The 16,440-nt window shown below is 44.5% G+C and carries 16 protein-coding genes; 7 read left to right on the top strand and 9 right to left on the bottom strand.

Translation table 11 applies throughout. The features are described 5' to 3' along the window. Positions 1 to 35: 35 nt before the first annotated feature. The 6 genes from MYF79_RS11660 to MYF79_RS11635 form a co-directional block, all read right to left on the bottom strand. On the bottom strand, positions 36 to 977 hold the full coding sequence (locus tag MYF79_RS11660; RefSeq protein WP_247814037.1) for a GDP-L-fucose synthase family protein: 942 nt from the start codon (positions 975 to 977) through the stop codon (positions 36 to 38). A gap of 15 nt (positions 978 to 992) precedes the next feature. Further along, a complete protein-coding gene (locus MYF79_RS11655; RefSeq protein ID WP_247814036.1) occupies positions 993 to 2,012 on the bottom strand; it encodes a mannose-1-phosphate guanylyltransferase in 1,020 nt (339 codons plus the stop codon). 19 nt (positions 2,013 to 2,031) lie between these two features. Next, the gene (locus MYF79_RS11650; RefSeq protein ID WP_199658149.1) at positions 2,032 to 2,589 is read right to left on the bottom strand and encodes a UpxY family transcription antiterminator; all 558 of its coding nucleotides are present in this window, start codon (positions 2,587 to 2,589) and stop codon (positions 2,032 to 2,034) included. A 183-nt stretch (positions 2,590 to 2,772) separates the two neighbouring features. After that, entirely contained in the window at positions 2,773 to 5,160 is a 2,388-nt protein-coding gene (locus MYF79_RS11645; RefSeq protein ID WP_247814035.1) for a GumC family protein, read from the bottom strand. 47 nt (positions 5,161 to 5,207) lie between these two features. Further along, positions 5,208 to 5,804, bottom strand: coding sequence for a polysaccharide biosynthesis/export family protein (locus MYF79_RS11640; protein ID WP_247815084.1), 597 nt, complete (start codon positions 5,802 to 5,804; stop codon positions 5,208 to 5,210). 338 nt (positions 5,805 to 6,142) lie between these two features. Further along, a complete protein-coding gene (locus tag MYF79_RS11635) occupies positions 6,143 to 6,847 on the bottom strand; it encodes a response regulator (RefSeq protein WP_247814034.1) in 705 nt (234 codons plus the stop codon). 415 nt (positions 6,848 to 7,262) lie between these two features. On the opposite strand from MYF79_RS11635, the gene MYF79_RS11630 reads away from it, so the two are divergent. Then, entirely contained in the window at positions 7,263 to 7,997 is a 735-nt protein-coding gene (locus MYF79_RS11630) for a sensor histidine kinase (RefSeq protein WP_247814033.1), read from the top strand. 2 nt (positions 7,998 to 7,999) lie between these two features. Further along, entirely contained in the window at positions 8,000 to 8,380 is a 381-nt protein-coding gene (locus MYF79_RS11625; protein WP_247814032.1) for a response regulator, read from the top strand. 72 nt (positions 8,381 to 8,452) lie between these two features. On the opposite strand, the gene MYF79_RS11620 is transcribed toward MYF79_RS11625, so the two are convergent. Both MYF79_RS11620 and MYF79_RS11615 read right to left on the bottom strand, forming a co-directional pair. Beyond that, positions 8,453 to 10,060: a gliding motility-associated C-terminal domain-containing protein gene (locus MYF79_RS11620; RefSeq protein ID WP_247814031.1), complete on the bottom strand. Its 1,608-nt coding sequence runs from the start codon at positions 10,058 to 10,060 to the stop codon at positions 8,453 to 8,455. A gap of 406 nt (positions 10,061 to 10,466) precedes the next feature. Next, positions 10,467 to 10,670, bottom strand: a complete 204-nt coding sequence (locus tag MYF79_RS11615; protein WP_247814030.1) for a hypothetical protein — start codon at positions 10,668 to 10,670, stop codon at positions 10,467 to 10,469. Between the two features lie 283 nt (positions 10,671 to 10,953). Between MYF79_RS11615 and MYF79_RS11610 the strand changes: the two genes are divergently transcribed. From MYF79_RS11610 to MYF79_RS11600, 3 genes are all read left to right on the top strand, one after another. Then, positions 10,954 to 11,655: a hypothetical protein gene (locus MYF79_RS11610; protein ID WP_247814029.1), complete on the top strand. Its 702-nt coding sequence runs from the start codon at positions 10,954 to 10,956 to the stop codon at positions 11,653 to 11,655. Between the two features lie 293 nt (positions 11,656 to 11,948). Then, positions 11,949 to 13,049 (top strand): hypothetical protein, encoded by a 1,101-nt coding sequence (locus MYF79_RS11605; RefSeq protein ID WP_247814028.1) that lies wholly within the window; start codon positions 11,949 to 11,951, stop codon positions 13,047 to 13,049. Beyond that, positions 13,018 to 13,185, top strand: coding sequence for a hypothetical protein (locus tag MYF79_RS11600; protein WP_247814027.1), 168 nt, complete (start codon positions 13,018 to 13,020; stop codon positions 13,183 to 13,185). The genes MYF79_RS11605 and MYF79_RS11600 overlap by 32 nt, the downstream gene beginning before the upstream one ends. Here MYF79_RS11600 and MYF79_RS11595 read toward each other — a convergent pair. Next, positions 13,182 to 14,165: an acyl transferase gene (locus MYF79_RS11595; protein ID WP_247814026.1), complete on the bottom strand. Its 984-nt coding sequence runs from the start codon at positions 14,163 to 14,165 to the stop codon at positions 13,182 to 13,184. The two genes, MYF79_RS11600 and MYF79_RS11595, sit on opposite strands and share 4 nt — an antisense overlap. A 130-nt stretch (positions 14,166 to 14,295) precedes the next feature. Between MYF79_RS11595 and MYF79_RS11590 the strand changes: the two genes are divergently transcribed. Together MYF79_RS11590 and MYF79_RS11585 are read left to right on the top strand one after the other, a co-directional pair. Then, on the top strand, positions 14,296 to 14,742 hold the full coding sequence (locus MYF79_RS11590; RefSeq protein ID WP_247814025.1) for a hypothetical protein: 447 nt from the start codon (positions 14,296 to 14,298) through the stop codon (positions 14,740 to 14,742). A gap of 69 nt (positions 14,743 to 14,811) precedes the next feature. Further along, positions 14,812 to 16,350, top strand: coding sequence for an acyl-CoA carboxylase subunit beta (locus tag MYF79_RS11585; RefSeq protein WP_247814024.1), 1,539 nt, complete (start codon positions 14,812 to 14,814; stop codon positions 16,348 to 16,350). Positions 16,351 to 16,440 lie beyond the last annotated feature (90 nt).

Genomic DNA, 16,440 nt, shown 5'->3' with positions numbered 1-16,440 from the left:
GTATATAAGATTGAGATGCTGTTTTTAAAATACTGTTACAATGCAACCATGTGCTTTTTATGAAGGAAATCGGCATAAGCCTGTACCAGTCCCTCTTTCAGCTCTACGCTGTGCTTCCATCCGAGTTTATGCAGTTTTGATACATCCATCAGCTTCCTCGGCGTACCATCGGGTTTGGAAGTATCAAAAACAATATCCCCTTCATAACATACTACCTCTTTCACCGTCTCTGCCAGTTCACGTATACTCAGGTCTTCCCCGGTACCAATGTTCACCAGTTCTTTCTCATCATAATGCAGCATCAGGAATACGCAGGCAGCCGCCAGGTCGTCTGCAAAGAGGAATTCACGCTTCGGCGTACCACTTCCCCATACGGTCACACTGGGCGACCGGGCTTCCTTCGCTTCATGAAAGCGGCGGATGAGTGCCGGCAGCACATGTGAATTTTCAGGATGGTAATTGTCTCCGATACCATACAGGTTGGTTGGCATTACACTGATATAGTTACAACCATACTGGTCGCGGTATGCTTCACATAATTTAATGCCCGCTATTTTGGCAATAGCATAAGGTTCGTTGGTTGGTTCCAGCGGGCCTGTCAGCAAGCTACCTTCCTGTAATGGCTGCGGGGCCATTTTAGGATAGATACAAGAGCTGCCGAGAAACATCAGCTTTTTAACGCCATGCTTCCAGGCAGCGTGGATGATGTTGGTTTCCATCATGAGGTTATCGTACAGGAATTCTGCACGATAAGTATTGTTGGCATGGATGCCGCCTACTTTGGCAGCAGCCAGGAACACGTAGTCAGGTTTCTCCTTGCTGAAAAATTCATTTACAGCTGCCTGCGAGCGAAGGTCCAGTTCAGCGGAGCTTCTCGTTACCAGGTTCTCATATCCCAGCGTTTTCAGTCTTCTGCTGATCGCACCGCCCACCATACCACGGTGACCGGCTATATATATCTTATCGTTAAGTTGCATAAGGTTGAATATTGTTTATAGCAGTTCAGGCCTGTTTTCCTTTACCCACTGATGCAATTGTTTTACTTCCTGTCCCTTTCCTTTCTGTAATATCAGCAGCACTTCCGGGGTATTTACCACTACCACGTTTTCCACACCTACTAATGCTACCAGTTTGTCCTTACCTATTACCATGCTGTTCACAGGATCGCTTTCTATAAATACGGCCTGGTGATTACTATAGCGGTAATGGCTTGCCAGGGCTTCCGCCAGGGCTTCATAACCACCCACATCACTCCATTGCATAGCGCTTGGCACCACCTTTACAATATCACTTTTCTCCAGTACAGCATAATCGATACTGTCTGAGGGAATGGCTTCCATGGCTGCCATTGGAATAGAACCGGTCTCTTTCCAGATAAGCGCGGCTTCCGATGCAGCTGCATAGATCTCAGGTGCATGTTCCAGCAATTGCTGTAACAATACGCCGGCCTTACCGCAGAAGATGCCACTGTTCCACAGGTAATCGCCACTCTTCAGCATTGCTTCCGCAGTAACTTTATTCGGCTTTTCTGTGAAGCGTACTACATCGTAACCAGCATACTGGATGTAACCGTATCCTGTTTCAGCATATGCAGGTTGCAGCCCTATGGTTACAAGGTGGCCCTCGGCCGCCAGTTCAGCAGCTTTCTTTATCGTCTCTTCATAGAGGTCAGGCGTACCTATGAGATGGTCTGCCGGTGTAATGAGGAGGATCGTTTCAGGTGTTGCGGAGAATGCCGCCAGTGCAATAGCAGCAGCAGTATTACGTCCCACCGGTTCTTCCATCATCTGTACATGCTGAGCACCTGCTTCTCCCAGTTGCTTAGACACCATTTCAGACTGCTGTTCATTTACGACAGCCATCACACCATCACAGAAAGTACTGTTACGCACCCATGTAAGCTGTAATAAACTCTGTCCGTCAAACAGGGGCAGCAGCTGCTTTGGCGTCTGTTTATTGGATAGCGGCCAGAGACGGGTTCCTGACCCTCCACATAATAATACGTGTAGCATAGTGTTCAGCGTTAATATTTTAAATAGGATTTCCAACGCCTAATTTCCCGGCGCCGGCATACTCTTTACTGTTGTTACCAAGCACCATGAGATCACTTGTTTTCACGGTAGCGATCAGCGAGAATCCCATGCTGTACAATACAGCTTTAACGGTATTCTTGCCTGTTTCCACCACCCTTCCATGCTGGTGCATCAAAGGACCTGCGGTGATGCGGATCAGATCATCCTCGTGGATCGGGAAACGTTCTACTTCCACATCCTGGTACTCACGCAGGAAGCGTTTGATCAGGTCAATCTCATGATCAGGAATACTGGCAGGTTTACCAAGCCAGTAAACGAAGTTCACAATACCACTTGTTTCGCGAACGAGTGTCTTTTTGTCCTCCGGGATACGCACAAACACATACGATTTAAAAAGGGGCTCCTCTACGATCTTCTTTCTGTCGCTCCACTGATGCGTTACCCTGTTCAGTGGACAGTACGTTTCGATCTGTTTACGAACAAGTGCATCGGCCACTTTTTTCTCCCATCTTGGTTTAGTGTAGACTGCATACCAGGTGTGTGTCTTCTGTTCCATTTCAGTGGGTTTAAAAGTTAATAAAGCATGACTGATTTTCAGATAAGGTGGAAAGTATAAAGGCGGGAAGCGAGGAGGAGGAAAATTGGCATAGCTTCGCCTCCTCAGTCACATGAGTAGTTTTCAATAGTAATAGTTTTCAATGAGTTCTGTCGGCTTGGTGAACCGGCAGAATACATTTTGTTATTTGAAAATTTTAGTAAAACGTCCCTTTTTTACAGCCCCGTTCTTATGGTCATCGGTGTACCCGTATCCGTATCCCTGCCCGCTGCCATAACCATAGCCTCCGCCATAGCCATATGCGTAACCGGGCAGTCCACGCATTTTCAGACCATTGAATACAATATTCAGCTTGCCAAGATCTCCCTGCTCGTACAGATCTTCTATCATTTTCAGATTGAACTTCGGTGTCCGGTCATGACGTACCACATACAACGTAGCGTCAGCATAAGGCGCCAGCAAACGTGCGTCCGTAACAGGTCCTATCGGAGCAGTGTCAATAATGATATAATCAAAAGATGCTCTTAAAGTGGCCAGCAGATGTTCAAGTCTGCCATTCAAAATCAACTCGGTTGGATTCGGTGGTATTACACCTGCAGAAAGCAGGTACATATACTCGTTATTCTCTATTGGCTGTTTTAAAATATCACTCAGTGAAGAATGGCCGGCCAGGTAATTACTGATACCCGGGTGATGTGGCACATTCAGGATCTTACTTACCTTCGGTTTACGGAGGTCAAATTCCAGCAATACTACTTTCTTCTTGGTCAGTGAAAGGCTTAATCCCAGGTTCACTGCAACAAAGCTCTTTCCTTCACCGGAGATGGAAGATGTTACCAGGATGGTTTTATTGTCTCCATTGATACCGATATAAGACAAGGTAGTACGGAGTGCCCTGAACTGTTCTGCAACAGGGGTACGTCTTCCTTCCGTGATAGCAATGCCACCACTCTTGTCGAACATGATCTCGGCAATGATCGGTGCAGAAGTACCTTTTTCGATATCCGACCGGAACATCACTTTATTGTTCATCATGTCTTTCACTGCAATGAAACCTGCTACAGCGGCCAGACCAGCCAGGATAGCCAGGGCCATCACCATAGATTTCTTCGGGCTGAAAGGGAAAGTATCTGCTTCAGCCAGATCTACGATACGGCTGTCGGAGATAGCAGCTGCATACTGCAATGCTGTTTCTTCACGCTTCTCGAGCAGGAAAGTATAGATATTGTTTTTGATCGCCTGCTGCCTGCTTACTTCCAGTAAGGTCCTTTCCTTATTAGGCACACCTTTCAGCAGTGCCATAAAGCGTGTATTCTGAGCTGCCAGCTTTGCTCTTCCTGCTTCCAGGTTGGCGCGTAAGCTGCGGATGTTATCCATGATGGCAGGCCTTATTCTTTCTTCCTGTGCATTCAGGCTTTCCAGCGCCGGACTGTTCTCGCCAGTGGTCTTACGCATCTTTTCCTGCTGTAATTCAATGTCCTGCAGTTTACCCAGCAATGTCAGCAATGTCTGGTCTGCAATACCGATGGTGGCAGGTACCACGTTGTCTTCTGAATGCTTATTTTTTACGTATTGTTCAACAGCTTCCAGTGTTGACAATTGCATATCAGCTTCACTCAGTTTAACATCATTATCCTGTACAGATGCCAGGAACATCTTGCCCTGCTCGCCGATATCAACAATTCCTTCGTCCGTTTTATAGCGTTCTATCTGACCTTCTACCTGGCTCAGTTCTGCAGTGATGATGCGCAGCCTGTCTTCTACAAACGACATTGTCTTTGACGCCGTCTTGTTCTTGTCTTCGATAGATTCTGCGTCGTAGGTCCTCATCAGTTCATTCAGCATATCCATGCCTTTCTGAGGAACCGCATCGACATACTCCAGCCGCAGTACGTTTGACTGTTTATTGGCAGCTGCAATTTTCAGGTTGCCAAGAAATACACCGGCCAATGCTTTCTCGCCGGCAATGCGTATATACAATTGTTTATCGCGCAAACTGGCAGGATTGAATCCCGGAGTAGGCTTAATTAATATACGTCCCCAGCGGGTGGTAGTTACCGTATCGTTCAGGGGATATGTTTTGTCTCCCATCGTGAGCTTACGGCCATTATAGTCATACCTGAGATCCAGGAGAGAGCCTTCCATCGGATCGATCTGATCGGGGTCGAGAAAGGTGATCTGCACAGGGGCTCTTTTATACATAGACACATCCCTGATAGTACCTCTTTCGAAGATCTCTCCATACAGGTTAAGGTTCCTTACAACAGCTTTCGCGATTGTACGGGACTTCAGTATTTCAATTTCGTTTTCTATTTTCTTTCCTGATCCCAGGGGGTCCATCATTTCTATGATAGAACTTTCCACAGCCCTGGCATCTTCTTTTATCAATAATGAAGAAGATATCTTATAGAGCGGAGTTGCATATTTCAGATAAACATATGCTATAGAGAAAGAAATTATAGACGCAATCACAAATAGAGGCCAGTAAGGCTGATATTTATGCCTGATCATTTCCAGGAGGCCCGTATGTTCCTCTCGTTTTGTGCGCGTATTTATTACTTTCTGTTGCATGGCTCTCAACACAAGTTTGTAGGATGAATTAAAAGAATAACACCAGCTTAGTTCAATATCAACCGATCCAGAATGATTACAAACAGTGAAATACTGCTCAGAATAATTGAGATCGTCTGGCGGTTGCCACTTGCGTTAGCTACCCTTGCTTTAGTTGGTTCAACATACACTACATCATTAGACTGCAGGTAATAGTAAGGAGATGATAAAATGTCATCACTGTTCAGGTTGAGACGTTTGATCGTTCTTTGCCCGTCTACCTCTCTTATTAACAGTACATTGTCTTTTTTGCCGTAGATAGTAATATCGCCCGCAATACCCAAAGCCTCCATTATCGACATTCTTTCATTGTTGATGGCGAAAACACCGGGACGGCTTACTTCGCCAAGCACTGTTACGCGGTAATTGAGGAATCTTACACTAACCACCGGATCTTTCATGAGCTTTCTGTTGTTCAACTCATCCCGCAGGTATGTAGTAAGTTGTTCTTTGGTAAGTCCGGCGGCCTTTACCTGGCCCAGTACCGGGTACTCAATAAATCCCTGTTCATTAACGAGATAACCTGTTACCTGAGGACCACCTCCCGCAGTTCCGGGTGATGCCATACTTGGGGCGTTAAATACAATAACATCCTCGGGGTTCATGCTACTCACAATAATCTGTAACACGTCATTCTTCTGAATTACCGGCTCAAAATTTCCTTTCACGGGGGCAATAACAGTATCAGGAAGATTTTTAAAATACACTGATTTCTGTGTACTGACACAAGATGTAAAGAAACAGCAGATAAGGACCGGAACAACAAAGATACGACGCAAATAATCCTTCTTTAGAATCATCTTACCGTTTTAATATTTAAAGGTTTTTCTTCCGCGCTTTCCGTAGTACAATATTAGTTTATCGGGGCCGCCACAACCACTACTTAATACAGTAAAAAACACCCCTATAACACAAACGTGCCTACTGATTAAAGTATACAGTGTCACGAAAATAGTATCATATCTTTAAACGAAAGCATTTGAAAAAAAATCCAAGAATTCGTAATTAAAAAGAAAGAATACAAACTATTTGACCAGATCTTCGAAATTAGTTCTGATTTTGTGGCAACATTAAGTTTTTGATAAATTTTCTTCAAATGTTGGTTCACAGTGAATACCGTCACAAAAAGCTTCTCCGCCATTTCCTTATATGAGTAGCCTTCTTTTAACAGGGAAAGCAGTTCATATTCTCTTTTGGTCAGTTTATGCTTTATATCCTCAAGGGGGTCCTTGGCGATATAATTAATGAGTAAATGAGCAGCTTTGGGGGAAAGAGTGCCTCCTTCGCTGACTGCATCCATTATTGAATGATAGATCTCCATCAGGCGGCTGGTCTTAATAATATAACCATTCGCTCCCTGGCGGATCGATTCAATTACATAATGTTTACCATCGTGTCCCGACAATACAATAAGTTTCGCTTCAGGGTAAACCCTTTTTAATTCCTGCATACCTTGTATGCCTGATTCCCCTGGTAATGAAATGTCCAGCAATATTACGTTTACCTCAGTCTCCTTAAATGGCAGGGCTCTGAACTCCTCCATTGACTTACAAGCAAATACGACCTTACATTCTTGAAAATCTTCTAAAAACTCCTTGTAATTGTTCAACTGGAAATAATTGTCTTCTATAATTCCAATATTGATCATAGGGGTAAAAAGTTAGCAAGGTTCATAATCGATTCAATAAAAAAATATGGCATATAAAAAATACTTATGGTTGCAAAAATAGTTCCAAAAACGAGAATTTATAAGGCAAATTCATAAGTAATTGAATATTAAAACAATAAAGATAAAGCCGTGTTCTCTCTTAGTCCCTCCTCTCTTATAATGCTAATTTATATATGATCTTTTGGTTAACTTTTCCCGAATAATCACCACATGTTCACTACTAATGTAAAAATACATTTTTAATTTAAATACTCAGTAGATTATTACTCCTTTATTAAGTATTTTGCCTTTCAATTGGCAGCGAAACGTGTAATCACACATGTGGAACTTCTCCACATGTTGTACTTCAAACAATTGGGGATGAATGAGCCGCCAATCATTAAAAGTTAGAACAATGGAATCCACACATACTTCAGAGGGCAGCACATTACTGAACAATGCCAGTAATGTAATAGCCTTTACTGCTCATGAATTTAAAACACCACTGACCACCATCGCATCTATCGTCGACCTACTTTCCACCAAGCTCCGGGCAGACAGCTATATGAATCCATTCTATGAGCAACAGCTGTCCAGGATCACTTCAGAGATCTTTTCCCTGAATAGTATGCTCGATGAAATGCTGACTATCAACAACATACTGTCCGGCAGCTTCGAAGCCAGGAAAGAACTGCTTTTTGTAGAAGAACAGATTGTGCCTTTACAGGAGAAATTCCGTTCATTCACAGACAATAGTAAAACGTTTAAGCTCACTAAGTCGGGTACGCCCTGCAAAATACCGGCCAATTCTGCTCAACTCACCAGAATATTTACAAATCTTATCAGTAACGCCTTCAAATTTTCCCGTGAAAACCTGCCGTCCGTTCACCTGTCCTACCAGGAAAAGAGGCTCGTCATCACCGTTACAGACGATGGAATAGGCATCCCTGCAGAAGATCTTCCGCATTTATTTCAGCCCTATTACAGAGGAAGTAATACAAATGGCATTGCCGGCACCGGATTAGGTCTTACTATTGTAAAAACATTTGTTACTGCCAATGACGGAGAAATTTCCGTCAGCAGCGAGCCTGATAAAGGCACGGTTTTTACACTGGTTTTCAGGTACCCTGTACCTGCCGGTAAAATATAGACATGAACACGAGGATTCTTTTGATTGAAGACAAAGCCGGTCTGCTGGATACACTTAAAAGTCTGCTGGAACTGCATGACTATACCGTTATTACTGCCAGCAACGGAGAAGAAGGCTTTGCAAAGGCCATACGGTATTTGCCTGATCTTGTGATCAGTGACATTTATATGCCCCTCATTAATGGTTATGAATTGCTGGATCAATTTCGGGAACATCCACTCCTCCACAAAATTCCCGTACTCATTACCAGCGGCAAAAAAGAAGATGATGAAATAACTACCGCCCTGCAAAAAGGCGCGGCAGGATATCTCATCAAACCTTTTGTTTTTGCACACCTGCATGAACAAATAAAAAAGGCATTGAAAAGGCATCAACAGCCATAACTGAATAATTCACACAGCATTAAAATGCCGTCACTGACAGTATACGCTCCCGGTGGCCGCCTGCTACATGATTTATTTCACCAGCATCACCGTCCCCTTGTATTCCTTCAGCTCATTCCTGCTGGTTTTAAAAGAGCATACATATAAAAATGCCTGTGAGCTCTGTGGCATGCCACTGCAATAACCATCCCATCCGCTTCGCGGATCATTTGTCTGAAAAACAAGGCTTCCCCAGCGATTATACACCTTCAGCTGATAGTTCGTTACTGCATCATATACTCTTGGACGGAAAAGATCATTATTGCCATCTCCATTGGGACTAAATGCAGAGGGCATTACAACAAGGCAATTCTGCCAGGGAGAGGTAACAGTCGCTGTTCCTGCTTCACCACATCCATTGGCATCCTCTATTTCATAACGGTAATTACCTGCTTTCAGATTTGGATGCAGGCTATCCGGCTGCCACATATCTCCGTCCACGCGATATTTATAAGGACGTGTTCCTCCTTCCACTACCCACCTGATGCTGCCGTCACTCACTTCGCTGCAGCTGCAGGATGTTACATTCGTCTCCCTGATCACCAGGGGATCCGGTTCTTTTATAAGCACATCTAAAGTATCTGAGCAAACCTGTTTATCTTTTACAATGAATACATATTTACCCGGTACCAGGTTCTCAAACCGGTTCCCCTCCTTTTCAATCCCGTTCACGATCAGATCATATGGTGGCACACCGCCTGTAATATTCAGCGATATGGCGCTTTTATTATCACCTGCACAATCAGATATTGTAACATCGGTGTTCGCAGCCAGGTCCGACGCTCCCACTGTCACAGCGCCTTTTGCGGTAACGCCATCCGCGGAAGTGACCTGCACTTCATATAGTCCGGCCGGCAGATTGGTTACCTGTGGTGTTCGATAATTGCCGGGCGTCCACAGATAGGTATAAGGCGCCGCGCCCCCTGTCACGTGTACGCTTACACTACCGGTAGCTGTATTGTTACAGGACGCGGTAGCTGTCAGCTCTGTTTTCAATATCTGCCGGATCACCGACAGGTTATCCATGAACACCACTACACCATAGCTGTTCAGCGTACATTTTTCTTCGGGATAAGCATAAAAGGAAATGTATTTATGTGATTTACGGGGCTTGAATTCCGCTGTCCATCTATGCCACATGGTATCTGTAAAACTTCCGGAGGTCCATAGCAACTCCGATGTATCACCAGGTGTATCGCCGCCAAATATAGCAAGGTTGCCATAACAGTGTTCATGGCCATAGATCCTGCTGAAAGCAAGATCAAAAGACAAATTATACAAGCGCTCTCTCTGCAGCGGAGAAGACAATTCCTGCTCAATCCCTTCTCTATAGCTAGGCCCTGCCTGAAGACCAATAAAGGTCTTACCCGCTTTGGCGGCTTTATTACAACCATACACACCCGGTAATATGTCAGGTGTATTGATAGCAACACGCCAGCCCGGCGGCGCAACTCTCACTCCGGGTTTACCCTCCAGTGAAGAATTCTGTAAAGCAAGATTCTGTGCAGATGCCACATTGAACACAAAAAAGCAAAGCAACAGGATTGTCAGAAATACACATATCCTTACAGCAGGATATGTGAGATAACAACATGGCATTCCCCTTAGCCGTGTGTGGTCGGCCTGGATAGTTAGCAACATAGGATCAATAGTTAGGTCGTTCGGTCAATAAATCATTCTGTCTTTTTTTGTGATTAGCAATCCAATGGACTCATGTAGCCAGCCCAGCATGGTGTCTGATTTAATTCACAGGTACGGTGAGGAGGACATCGGGGATCCCCCGTTACTTAAATTTGGCTTGCTATTGTATGTAATTCCGGTTCCAACAAAGATATAACTCGCTAAAGATACAATATGTTTTTCATTAATATAACGCTCTCTATAATTTTTTATTACATCTAGTAAATTAATACTCAATAAAGTAGCGCCCTCTACCGCACGAATAAAGGCATAGATCCTTCTATGCCTTTATTTAGTACAGATGACTTGCCAGTACATGTTTAAACTATCCTTTTTATGGAACAAGCAATGACAGTTTAACCCATTATCATCTGTTTTCACCGTTGCGCCTTTGTGGTTCGCGCTTGTTTTTATCTTTTTTAGACGGATGTTTTTTATCCTTTGGTAAGATCACTTTTATAGTGTCATCTGCGGTCTTTTCACGGGTAATATCACGACTATAGTCATTCCCCAGATTAGGACCTCCCTGTTCCAGACCGGTGCTGCCGATCGATCTATCCCTGACTGCCATAGTGCTACATTTTTGATGATGAAAAAATAGATGTACTTACACTACTTCGCGCCCCAAAACCATGCCAGCAGGAGCAGGCACTACTATAATACTCAATGCTTTTCATATGTGAAAAATCTCTTAAAATTTATAACCAGATTGATCATTTCTGTGCGTTTAACTATTTTTCCCGGATTTTAGTGGTAAATTGTATTAACAGATCGTTTACATACCTATGCCTGACTCTGCTAATACCAGCGATATAAATGCTGCTATTGGTCAACAAAAGAAAAAACCTGTAAGTATGAAGGACAAGTTGCCTTATATCACTTCAACCTATTTCGCCGCCCTGATAAAAGCATACCTTCAGGGTCATAAAACAAAGCCCGAAATACTTGCGGAAACGGCAGACCTGCTTCCTCCTTCTGCTCATAACGAGGTCAGCCAGTTACTGACTGCTGCTGCACACCAAATGAATGACGCTTTTTATGCTGACATCGTAGACAGTATTCAACATACTTCCGGTACAGTTCCTACCCGTAAAGGTCTTATCCATCATCTCGAAGCACTGCTGAAAGAAGAGATCACCGTGCAGGAACTGCTCGACTGGGCTACCTGGTATACTATCGAGGAAGATCAGCTCAGTGCAGGTATTATGGATGATTTTGCCGTAGAATATTTCTGCCTCGACTTCCTGCCCGCCTATCATCATGAACTGACGGAAAACCAGTTTACAAAGGCTTTGCAGCTGTTTAAACAACAAGGGGAAAATCCATTAAAGGAAAAGATCGCGTTGACGTTGCTGATAGAAAAAGAACAACAGCTTTTTCTCTATTTCCTGCGTAGCTTTTTAGAACAACCACAGCATGTTGAAGCACTGGATTCTTACCTCATGAAGAAATTTGGCATGGACCATTTTAGTTTTCCGTATATGCCAGATCTGATGGCAATGAGCGGGCATCCGGAGAGAATGGAGGAGTTGCTGAAAAAAGCGAGGATGTACTAAATGAACAAAATGAACAATTGGTTTTAAAAGGAACTCTCTTAAAATTGCAAATAATAAGGGCACTTCATATGAAGTGCCCTCTTTTTATTCAAGGAAGCAGCGAAGATGCGCGGAATTGCCTCCAGATCCACATCTACCTAGTCTTCCCTTTTTATTCTTGAATATCTTTTTTCTACCGTAAAGGTAAGGTCATTTAGGAGAGTATGCAAAAAATAATTCATAAAAATTCCACATTATCAATATGTCAGCGCTTTCTTATTGAGAAATCACTGGAGTTATTATCTCTTGGAACTATGGACTCGTACAGAGTGAAACTCAATAATCCCAAAACCATTTTAAAAGAGTTAAAATACTGCCTTCAGGAGTATGAAAAAGGCCGCATTAAACATTTCCATACGCTTAAAGCCAAAGAAAAAGATAAGAAGGCTGCCGTCGATGAGGCCATCAGTCTAATAAGCGGTGATAAACCTCATTACCTGTCTTTTAAATCTATATCCCAGAGATATCTTGAACTATTGCTTAGAACAATTGACGAGTTCAATTACAGGAAAGTGATTTCCAGTATTGAAATGCTTCTTAGTGAAAACGAGCTGTATCTAAGAACTGTTATTAGCGAACTGGAATTACTTGTAGCAGCTGATAATGCAACCATTGCTGCACTGGAAAAACTGGATGACACATTGAATATTTTGTTCAGTGAATTGATCAACAACGGATTTTCAAAGGGATTCCTATTTAAGTTAGTATACGGCACATTCGTTAAATCATTAGGCCCGGATAGTATCTTTAATGACCACTTTCAAAGCTTTAAAACAAGAATATTGGATAATGATATTGATTATACCGTCATCTTCAGAGTTGATACAACTTATAAAGTTTACGACGCCATATCCACTATCTCAATTTCAGACGCCAAACTTTCATTATCTGACAACATCAATAATATCCAATTGGACGGCATGCGCCAAGCGGAAGAACTGTCCTCTTTTAATACCCCGGGCAAGGCCCGGAAATTCATCCATTGTAAAGTAACAGCCACCGATTATTTAGCTGCCTTAAAAAGGGCAAGAAGTGTGCTGTCGGAATATCTGGATGTAATCAACCTTGGACTGTCAGATGAATTTCTGGAGATACACAACCGTGTACTGGTGATAAATTCCCGATCGCCACAAAGCGGGGATTTTCAACATCACATGAACATCCTGGATGGCAAATATCGCGTAACAAAAGATCGTTACTGGGAATTCACCAAAAAGCTTCCGGCAATTCTAAATGATCCTCTTATTATCAATGAAACAAAAGAAAAAATTAAGTCCGCTATTCGATATCTGAGATTGGGCAATCAAATATTATCTGACCTTTATGCTCAACGAACTGATCGACTTTCTCTCTAAACCGACTACCGACCGCAAAAGTATCGAGGAATACTTTATCCTGAACGAGATCAGACTAGGCAATATCGAGCAGAACGGCTATTTACTTGAAGATCTGCTGAATGTGGATTGCTCGTTAGGATTCATTTCCTCCTAACTCACCATCAGGCTACAGCCTCTCAGCGCCGAATTATCCAGCCTCCCCAGCACCTCAAACCGTCCTTCCTCATGCAGGCGCCCGATATCCTCTGTTGCAATGAACGCGCAGGAATAGACATTGGCGAGATCTACCACGTTGATCACACCCGAAGCATGAGCGGCTGACAACTGAAAAGGATCATTTTCATCCCTTACCAACACTTTCATCCATGGTGGCGTCGTAAATAATCCATCTCCCCGGGAATATGCCTGGGACAATAATTCCGTCATGCCGTATTCCGCGTGGATATGTTCACATCCTAATTTTTCCCTGAGATAGGCATGCACCTGTTGCCGGGTCCATTCCTCCCGGCGCCCCTTCATTCCCCCTGTTTCCATCACAACGGTATTTTTCAGTTGCAGGGAATAGTGCTCCGCAAAATCCAGCAAACCGAAGGTAACGCCGATCAGCAGCGTTTTTTGTCCGCTGGCTTCCAGCTCCCGGAGCCGGCCGGCCAATTTATCGTGCTCATACAGGTAAAACCCGCTGGCAGCATGCCCGCTTCTTTTTACCATATCCTGCACCATATATACCAGGGAAGAATGCTGACGTTCCAGGTAGGAAGGGAGCAGTCCCAATATCACGAAGTCGGAAACAGGACCGTACAGGCGCTCAAAGCCGGCCAGGAAACTGCGTTCATAAAGGGCAGCTTCTTTTACCAGGTGGCGGCTGTTAATGGTCTGGGTAGTACCGCTGCTCTCAAAGATCAGTTCCGGCGTAAAGTTGCCACAGGTAACGGTATGCGTTTTAAAGAACTGGATGGGCAGGAAAGGGATCTGGTCCAGTGAGCGCACATCCGACGGCCGTCTGCGCAGGGCATCCGTATAAGCCCGGTAAAGGGTATTCTCCCTGTACTGGTAATGGAACAGCTCCAGGGCTGCCGCTTCCATATCCTGCTCCTGCAATGTAAATAAGGCTGCCGTATTAATGCCACTCATGTCGCTTGCTTTAAACGCACAAATTTAGGGGATACGTAACAATCAAACCAGATTTTACGTTATAACGGCAGTGGACCGGCGTACCCTGTGCACATTAGCTATAGTAAAAAAAATAATGTAGGTTTGTTATATGAAGAAAATACTCGTTTTATCCCTGTTCGCATTGGCAGTTATATCCGGGTCTGGCTGCGGGAAAGATTCCATAGGCACTAAGCCAATGATCAGTTTTCTCTCCTACTCTTCCGACCCCGTGGTACCTTCCAACGGACTGGATGTTCACTTCCAGGTGAAGGATGGTGACGGAGATATTGAAAACACCTTCAATTTCGCCGCCATTTACGATTTACAGCCCGAACCCGATACAGCTTTTGCTTCCAGGCAAATGCCCAAACTGGATGCACATAAGGGAACAAACCTGACGGCAGAAGTAATTCTGCGCCTCGAGCCGATAGACTTCCCGGGAAATACCACCGGTATTCCAAAGGACAGCGTGCATTATCTTGTATTTATCACTGACGATGCCGGTAACATCAGCGATACCATCGCAACACCCAAAGTAGAGATACTCTACCAATAAAATACTTGTCAGGGATCAGGAATGCACAACAGACGCGTTCAATTCCTGATTCCTGATTATATTTGTTCCATGGACAAATTCCACGAACTCCGGAACAAGATCGCTACAGCCATCCTTGGTGGCGGCGAAGCACGCATCTCCTCCCAACATAAAAAAGGAAAACTTACAGCCAGGGAACGGTTACAACTCCTGATGGACGAAGGCTCTTTCGAAGAGCTGGACATGTTCGTACATAACCGTAACCGTGGTATGACCACCGACCAGGAACAATTTCCCGGCGATGGCGTCGTAACAGGCTATGGTACTATCAACGGCCGCCTGACCTACGTCTTTTCGCAGGACTTTACCGTTTACGGTGGCAGCCTTTCAGAGCCCCATGCCCGTAAGATCTGTAAGATCATGGACCTCGCCATGCAGAACGGCGCTCCTGTTATAGGCCTCAACGATAGTGGCGGCGCCCGCATACAGGAAGGCGTGGTAAGCCTGGGTGGTTATGCGGATATCTTTTACCGTAATACCCGTGCCTCCGGTGTCATTCCGCAGATCTCCGCTATTATGGGCCCCTGTGCCGGCGGCGCCGTATACTCCCCCGCCATCACCGATTTCATACTGATGGTAGAAGAGACTTCCTATATGTTCGTTACCGGTCCTAACGTTGTTAAGACTGTTACACATGAAGAAGTAACGGCCGAAGAACTGGGAGGCGCACACACGCATGCTGTGAAAAGCGGTGTGACGCACTTTTCCTGCACCAACGAGGTGGAATGTATCAATAATATAAGGCAACTGCTAAGTTATGTGCCGCAGAACTGTGAAGAAGATGCTCCCGTCTATCCATATGAACCTGCTGACGAGATCCGCCCTGCGCTGAACACGATCATACCTCCCAGCTCCAATCAGCCATACGATATGAAAGAGGTGATCAGTGAGCTGACCGACGCAGAAAGCTTCTTTGAAGTGCATAAAGACTTTGCTGAAAATATCATTGTAGGCTTTGCCCGCATCGCCGGAAGAAGTATCGGCATTGTTGCCAATCAGCCTGCCCACCTGGCAGGAGTGCTGGATATCCATGCTTCTGTAAAGGGCGCCCGTTTTACCCGCTTCTGTGATGCATTTAACATCCCGCTGCTGGTACTGGTAGATGTACCAGGCTTCCTCCCGGGTACTGACCAGGAATGGAACGGTATCATCACCAACGGTGCTAAACTGCTCTTCGCATTGAGTGAGGCCACAGTTCCGAAGATCACCGTTACCACCCGTAAGGCCTATGGCGGCGCTTACTGCGTGATGAACTCAAAACATATCGGTGCAGACCTCAACTTTGCCTTCCCACAGGCTGAAATAGCCGTAATGGGACCTAAAGGCGCTGTAGAGATCATCTATAAAAAGGAAATAGACGCCGCTTCCGATCCGGAAGCCCGTACCAACGAGCTGGTGGCAGAGTATACTGAACGCTTCGCCAATCCATACCTGGCAGCAGAAAAAGGATATATCGATGAAGTCATTGTTCCTGACCAGGCCCGCATAAAACTGATCAAAGGATACGCCATGCTGGAGAATAAGGTGGTGACGATGCCCCGGAAAAAACATGGTAATATCCCGCTTTAATTGAGCATAAGAATCAGGAATTAATGCAATCTTCGGAACTATAATTCCTAATTTCGCATTCCAATTTCTGATTCTTAATTTCCTAATGCC

It is taken from the genome of Chitinophaga filiformis (assembly GCF_023100805.1).
Taxonomy (GTDB): Bacteria; Bacteroidota; Bacteroidia; order Chitinophagales; family Chitinophagaceae; genus Chitinophaga; species Chitinophaga filiformis_B.
The sequence above is the reverse complement of the archived record's forward strand: the minus strand, read 5'-3'. Positions and strand labels throughout refer to the sequence as shown.